We start from the raw sequence: 6,675 nt of genomic DNA on the forward strand, positions 1-6,675 counted from the left end.
CGAAATCGGAAATCCGGGAGGCGCGGCGCGCCTCGCGGGTCATGGCGCCCCCCATTCGCTTTCAAGGGGCCATCATGCCGTTCGCTCGCCACCGCTACTTCGTCGCGCTTCTGTTACCCCTGTCCGCCTGTGCGTCGCCACCGTCGCAGCAGCCCGATCGCAATACGGCGATCGTCGATGTCGTGCCCGTCCATGCCGCAGGCGGCGCGCTGCGCCAGTTTAGCGGCGTCGTGCGCCCTTATCGCGAGACCATGCTTGCGTTCAAACGGCCCGGAAGGCTGCTGACGCTCACCGTTCAGGTCGGCGATACGGTGCGCGCCGGTCAGGTGCTGGGGCGCCTGGGCAAGGCCGACGCCGACGCCGGAGCGGCGCAGGCCGAGGCCGAGCTCGCCGCAGCCACCGCCGATGCGCGGACAGCGCAGGATGCAGCCGACCGGTCGCGCGGACTGGACGGCGTCGGCGCCTTGTCGAGTGCCGAGGTCCGCCAGCGGGCACTGGCCGCCCGGGCGGCGGCCGCGAAGGTCGCCGCTGCCGCGGCGGTCGTTCGGCGCAGCCGCGACATGCTGTCGGACGCGGTACTGGTCGCGCCGCAGGATGGGGTCATCACCGCGCGCATCGCCGAGCCGGGCAGCGTCGTCGAGGCGGGCGGGGCGGTGCTGAAACTCGCCAGCGGCGCGCCGGAGGCGGAGATTCACGCGCCGGCCGATCTGCGCCTGACGTCCGGGATGATGGCCGATGTCGGCATGCCGGGCGGCGCGGGCACGTTCACCGCCCGGCTGCGCCGCCTCGCGCCGGAGGGCGATCCGACATCGCATCTGCGCGATGCCCGCTTCGTCCTGAGCGGCACGGGATCGCCGCCGCCCTACAACAGCATCGTCACGCTTACCCTGCGCACGCCCACGCCGGACCAGCAGGTCCGCGTCCCCCTGTCCGCCATCGGCGACGCGGACAGGCGCCCCTATGTCTGGACGCTGCAGCCCGACAGCCACATCCGGCGTCAGCCGGTGCGGATCGCGGCATGGCTGGGGCGCGATGCGCTGGTCACGGGTCTTCGCGACGGCCAGTCGATCGTCGCTACCGCCGCCGACACGCTGGTCGACGGACAGAGCGTGGTCGATGCCGGTATCGAGCCGGGGTTCCACTAAGCCATGGACGGGCTCAACCTCTCCCGCTGGGCGATCCGACACCCCGCCCTGGTGGGTTTCCTGATCGCGCTGCTCTTCGTAGCGGGCGCGGCGCAGTTCCTGGCGCTGGGGCGCAACGAAGATCCCGGCTTCACGCTGAAGGAAATGATCGTGTCCGCCCGCTGGGACGGCGCGAGCCCGGCGCAGATGCAGGCGCAGGTCGCCGATCCGGTCGAGCGCACGCTGCGCGGAATCGACTATCTCGACTATCTCCAGACCTATTGTCTCGACGGAGCCTGCGTCATCACCGTCGAGCTGAAGGATGCAGCCCCTCCGGGACAGATCAAGGATGTCTGGCAACAGGTCCGGCGCAAGCTGAAGGACATCGAGCCCGCGTTGCCGGGTGGCGCGTCGCTGGCGGCGAGTGAGGACAATGCCGACGTCTATGGGTACGTCTTTGCCCTGACCGGCGCGGACAATGCCCGGCTGGTACGGCTGGCGGAGCAGGCGCGCGATACGATGCTGCGCGTACCCGGAGCGGGCAAGGCCGAGATCATCGGCGAACTGCCGCAGCGGCTGTTCGTCGATGTCGACCCGCGGCGGCTGGCCGGCGTGGGCCTGTCGCCCGGTCGCTTGGCCCAGGCACTGGCGCAGCGTCAGGCGATCGCCCCGGCGGGCGGCGTACAGGGTGCGATGCAGACGCCCGTCCGGCTGGACGGCGAGGTGGACGATGTTCGCGATCTGGAAAGCGCGTCGATCCCGACGCCGTCCGGCGCGATGCGTTTGGGTGATATGGCGACGGTCGCGCGGGGCTTTGCCGAACCGCCCGAGGCGGTGGTGCGCCACGACGGTCAGTCGGCGGTCATCCTGGCGGTGTCGATGCGGCCGAGCGCGGACGGACTGGGCTTCGGCAAGGCAATCCGCGCGGCCGCCGAGCAGGTTCGGCGCACGCTGCCCGCCGGTGCGCGGCTGACGCAGGTCGAGGACCAGAGCGCCAATATCCGCGAGGCGGTGAACACCTTCCTCATCAAATTCTTCTGCGCGCTGACCGTCGTGCTGATCGTCGCCTTCGTCACGCTCGGCTGGCGGACGGGGATCGTCGTGGCGCTATCGGTGCCGCTGACGCTGGCGATCGTCGCTTTGCACATGGGGGTGGCGGGAATCGGGCTGGAGCGGATTTCGCTCGGCGCGCTGATCCTCTCGCTCGGCCTGCTGGTCGACGATGCGATCATCAGCGTCGAAGCGATGGTGGTCCAGATGGAGCAGGGCGTCGATCGGCATCAGGCCGCAGCCTATGCCTGGACGCACACCGCCTTTCCGATGCTGACCGGCACACTGATCACCGTCGTCGGGTTCCTGCCGGTTGGTCTCGCCCAGTCGACGACCAGTGAATATGCGGGCGGCATCTTTTGGGTGACGGGATCGGCGCTGCTGGTCAGCTGGATCGTCGCCGTGGTCTTCACCCCGTTCCTGGGCGTCAAGCTGTTGCCGGACATGGCGCGGGGGCATGGCCATGCCGCCGGGCCGTCCGGGCTATACCGGCGACTGCGCGCCGCGATCGAGTGGGCGGTGAACCGGTGTTGGCTGGTCGCAGGCATCACGATCGCGCTGCTGGCGGTCGGCCTGCTCGGCGCGACACTCGTGCGGCAGCAATTCTTTCCCTATTCCGACCGGCCCGAGGTGATGGTCGACCTCGCGATGCGGCCGGGCAGCTCGATCGAGGCGACCGCGGCGGCGACCCGGCGGCTGGAACATCTGCTGCACGGCGACCCGCTTATCCGCAGCATGGACAGCTTCGTCGGTCGCGGGGCGCCGCGCTTCTATCTTCCCTATGGTCCGGCCTTGCCCAATCCCGCGACCGCGACGGTGATGCTGGTGGCCCACGATCTGGCGGCGCGCGATGCGTTGATCGATAAGCTGGAGCGGATGCCGGGCATTCCGGGCGCCAGCCTGCATGTGCGTCGCCTGTCGCTGGGGCCGAGCCTGGGATCGCCGGTCCAATACCGGGTGACCGGCCCCGATCCCGCCCGCTTACGCGCGATCGCACAGCGGATCGCGGCGGTACTTCGCGCCATCCCATCGGCCACGGCAGTTCAGATCAACTGGGGCATCGCCGCACCGGTCGCGCGCTACCGGATCGATCCGGCGCGTGCGGCGGCGCTGGGGGTGGACCGGGCGCAGGTGGCGAGCGATCTTGCCGCCACCTTGTCGGGCGCGCCCGGCGGCGCGGTGCTGCGTGGGACGAAGCGGATCGGCATCATGGTGCGCGGTCGGGCCGAGGATCGGCACGACCTGGGCGGTCTGATCGACATGCCCGTATCGACACCGCACGGCATGGTGCCGTTGAGCGAGGTCGCGACGCTGTCGCCGACCACCGAACAGCCGATCGTCTGGACGCGCAATGCCGCGCAGACCATCACGGTGCAGGCCGACATGATCGGCGACGTCCAGGCCGCCGAGATCGTCGATGCCGCCGCTGCGCGCATCGCCGGTATCCGCGCTGCGCTGCCGCCCGGATATGACATCGCGGAGGGCGGCGACGGCGAATTGTCCGCCGACGCCAACCGCGCGATCTATCGCCTGCTGCCGGTCACGATCGGGATCATGCTCGTGCTGCTAATGATCCAGTTGCAGAGCCTGCCGCGAACCCTGCTGGTGCTGGCGACCGCGCCGCTGGGGATCATCGGCGCGGTGGCGGCGCTGCTGCTGACGGGCGCGCCGTTCGGCTTCGTCGCGCTATTGGGGCTGATCGCGCTGGCCGGGATGATCATGCGCAACACCATCATCCTGGTCGATCAGGTGGAGACGCACCGGGCCGAGGGGATGACGGTGCGTACCGCGGTGATCGAGGCAACGATCGGCCGCGCCCGCCCGGTGGTACTGACCGCCCTGGCCGCCGTGCTCGCCTTCATCCCCCTGTGCTTCAACATCTTCTGGGGGCCGATGGCGATCGTGATGATCGGCGGACTGATCGGCGCGACCATCCTGACTTTGGTCGCGCTGCCCGCCTTCTACCTTTTGCTCTTCGGCCGCGAGGATACTGCCAAGGAGACCGCGCATGATTGATCGCCGCACTGTCGGCGCGGGCTTGGCCGCGCTGCTGCTGTTGGGCGGCTGCACGGTCGGCCCGGATTTCCATCCGCCCGTCGCCGACCTGCCCGCGCGGTGGCAGGGGAGCGTCGCAGCACCGGCCCAGCCCGATGCGCCTTGGTGGCGCAGCTTCGGCGACCCGCTGCTCGACCGGCTGGAGGATCAGGCGCGCGCCGCCAATCTCGACCTGCGCATCGCCGAGGAGCGGCTGGTCGCGGCGCGGATCGCCCGCAATGCTAAGTCTGCCGACAGCCTGCCACAGGTGGGCGCACAGCTCGGCTATAGTCGCAACCGCATCGGCACCGCCGGACTGGCCGGCGTCCTGGCGCCGCTGCTGGGCCAGTCGCCGAATGCCGCTGACGCCGCGGTTCCCCAGGGCTATGCGTTCGATCTCTACCAGGCCGATATCAGCGCCAGCTGGGCGATCGACCTGTGGGGCAAAACCCGGCGCGAGGTGGAGGCCGCCACCGCCGGGGCCGCGCAAGCGGACGCCGCCACCCAGGGTGCGCGGCTGTCGGTCGAGGCGGCGGTCGCGCAGACCTATTGGCAATGGCGCGGGCTGGGGGAGGAGCGCAGGCTTGCGCTCCGCGAGCAGGCGCTGGGCGACCGGATGCTCGCCATCGCCACCGCACTCCAGGCGCGCGGCCTCGCCACCGGCATCGACGTCCGCGCGGCGGATCGGGAGCGGCGGGCGAGACAGGATGCGCTGCTGACGCTCGACGCCGATATCGCGCGCACCGCCCGCGCCTTGACGGTGCTGGTCGGCCGCAACCCGGATACGCCACCTCTCGACGCGACCGATCGGTCCGCCATGCCGATGCTGGCCGCCCCCGCGCCCGGCATTCCCAGCGATCTCGCCCGCCGCCGACCGGACATTCTGGCCGCGGAGGCCGCGCTGCACGCGGCAACTGCCGCAATCGGCGCCGCGCAGGCCGATTTCTATCCCAGCCTCAACCTCTCCGGCCTCTTCGGCATCGACGTGTTGAACCTGGCCGATTTCGGGTGGGATTCGCGTACCACCGGCGTCGGCCCCGTGCTGTCGATCCCGATCTTTGCGGGTGGGCGGCTGCAACGCCAATTGTCGCTCCGTCGATCCGAAGAGCGCAGCGCCGCCCTTACCTATCAGAAAACGGTGCGCGATGCCTGGCGCGAGGTGGACGATGCGCTGGCCATGGTGCGGACGCTCGACCGACGGCGGGCGCTGGCGACGATCGACAGCCTTTCCCAAACGCAAACCGTGGCCGCGATCGAGGCTCGATATCGGCGTGGCGACATCGCCGCCGGGCCGTTGATCGAGGCGCAAGCCGCACAGACCGCCGCCGAGCGGGCGCTGCTCCGCCAGACCATCGCTGGCGCGCTCGCCCGCATCCAGCTGCACGTCGCCCTCGGCGGCTGATCGAAAGGTTCTTCCTGTGGCGAAATTTCCTGTCTTTAGCGCGACGGCATGGCTGACCGCCTGCCTGTTCCCCGCACCCGTCACAGGCCAGTCCCGTCAGGACACCGACCCCCTCGATCGCGACATCGTCGCAATCGGTGCGGGGTTGGCGGTCGTTCCCGACTATGAGGGTTCGGATCATTACCGCCCGGTCGTCGCGCCCGCCGCGATCGGATCGGTCAAGGGGCACAGCTTCGTCGTCGCCGGCAACCAGGCCAGCCTCAATCTACTGCGCGATCGAACCGGGCCGGTCTGGCAGGTACAAGTGGGGCCGTTTGCCCAGATCAATTTCAATCGCAGCGCCATGGGCGCTATTCACGATCCTCGTGTGCGGGCACTCGGAGCACTGGCCTCGCCGTCGAAATGGGCGGCTATGTCGGGGTTCAGAAGACGGGGGTCGTGACCAGCTCCTATGACAAGCTCACCATGGCGCTGTCTTATCGGCATGACGTCTCCGGCGTGCATGAAGCGGGGGTCTGGCAGCCGAGCCTGACCTATTTCACGCCGCTCTCGCTTCATGCGGCGGTGGCCTTTACGGCATCGGCCGACATCGCCGAAGATCGCTATGCCCGAACCTATTACAGCATCTCACCCGCCGACAGTATCCGAAGCGGCCTGCCCGTCTATGATGCGAAGGGAGGGATGAAAAGCTGGACCATAGGCCTGATCGGCTTTCGGACGCTGCGCGGCAATCTCCTGCACGGCGTCCAACTCGTCGCGCTTGGCACGTACGGGACGATGACCGGCAGCATCGGCGATAGTCCGATCGTCGCGCAGGCCGGGTCTCGCGGCCAGTGGCTGGGGGCGCTGGGGCTCGCCTATAGCTTTTAAACGGCCGTGGTGCGGCCGCCGTGACGTTCGGCGATGGTGGTGGCCGTTGTCTGGCGGCGTGGCGCTTTTGGGCACCTCAAGTGGGTGATCAGTTCCTTTGTCAAGTCAGGCGCGCCCCGCGGACATTACCGCGCATGTCGAGCGGTTCTGTCGTGCGGTTGCTGTGGATTGGGAGCGGGCCCAAACGCACGAAAG

Annotated in this window: 5 protein-coding genes; all 5 read left to right on the forward strand. The window is 69.3% G+C overall.

Annotated features, from left to right (window positions below; translation table 11 throughout):
* Window positions 1–74: 74 nt before the first annotated feature.
* The 5 genes from GGR47_RS14715 to GGR47_RS14735 are packed head-to-tail and all read left to right on the forward strand — an operon-like array spanning window position 75 to window position 6,480.
* Complete coding sequence (locus GGR47_RS14715) at window positions 75–1,145, forward strand: efflux RND transporter periplasmic adaptor subunit (RefSeq protein ID WP_244305162.1); 1,071 nt, start codon at window positions 75–77, stop codon at window positions 1,143–1,145.
* A 3-nt stretch (window positions 1,146–1,148) separates the two neighbouring features.
* The gene (locus tag GGR47_RS14720; protein WP_147036728.1) at window positions 1,149–4,190 is read left to right on the forward strand and encodes an efflux RND transporter permease subunit; all 3,042 of its coding nucleotides are present in this window, start codon (window positions 1,149–1,151) and stop codon (window positions 4,188–4,190) included.
* Window positions 4,183–5,610 (forward strand): efflux transporter outer membrane subunit, encoded by a 1,428-nt coding sequence (locus GGR47_RS14725; protein WP_147036727.1) that lies wholly within the window; start codon window positions 4,183–4,185, stop codon window positions 5,608–5,610. The genes GGR47_RS14720 and GGR47_RS14725 overlap by 8 nt, the downstream gene beginning before the upstream one ends.
* 16 nt (window positions 5,611–5,626) lie before the next feature.
* Window positions 5,627–6,052, forward strand: coding sequence for a MipA/OmpV family protein (locus GGR47_RS14730; RefSeq protein WP_167509768.1), 426 nt, complete (start codon window positions 5,627–5,629; stop codon window positions 6,050–6,052).
* Window positions 6,013–6,480 (forward strand): MipA/OmpV family protein, encoded by a 468-nt coding sequence (locus tag GGR47_RS14735; RefSeq protein ID WP_147036725.1) that lies wholly within the window; start codon window positions 6,013–6,015, stop codon window positions 6,478–6,480. The genes GGR47_RS14730 and GGR47_RS14735 overlap by 40 nt, the downstream gene beginning before the upstream one ends.
* The last annotated feature ends 195 nt before the right edge of the window (window positions 6,481–6,675 follow it).

This window comes from Sphingomonas aquatilis, assembly GCF_014196115.1.
Taxonomy (GTDB): domain Bacteria; phylum Pseudomonadota; class Alphaproteobacteria; order Sphingomonadales; family Sphingomonadaceae; genus Sphingomonas; species Sphingomonas aquatilis.

What these genes read in the sequence shown, in the direction of transcription:
- GGR47_RS14715 (WP_244305162.1), top strand. Translation starts at nt 75, where the DNA reads ATGCCGTTCGCTCGCCACCGCTACTTCGTCGCGCTTCTGTTACCCCTG.
- GGR47_RS14720 (WP_147036728.1), top strand. Translation starts at nt 1,149, where the DNA reads ATGGACGGGCTCAACCTCTCCCGCTGGGCGATCCGACACCCCGCCCTG.
- GGR47_RS14725 (WP_147036727.1), top strand. Translation starts at nt 4,183, where the DNA reads ATGATTGATCGCCGCACTGTCGGCGCGGGCTTGGCCGCGCTGCTGCTG.
- GGR47_RS14735 (WP_147036725.1), top strand. Translation starts at nt 6,013, where the DNA reads ATGGGCGGCTATGTCGGGGTTCAGAAGACGGGGGTCGTGACCAGCTCC.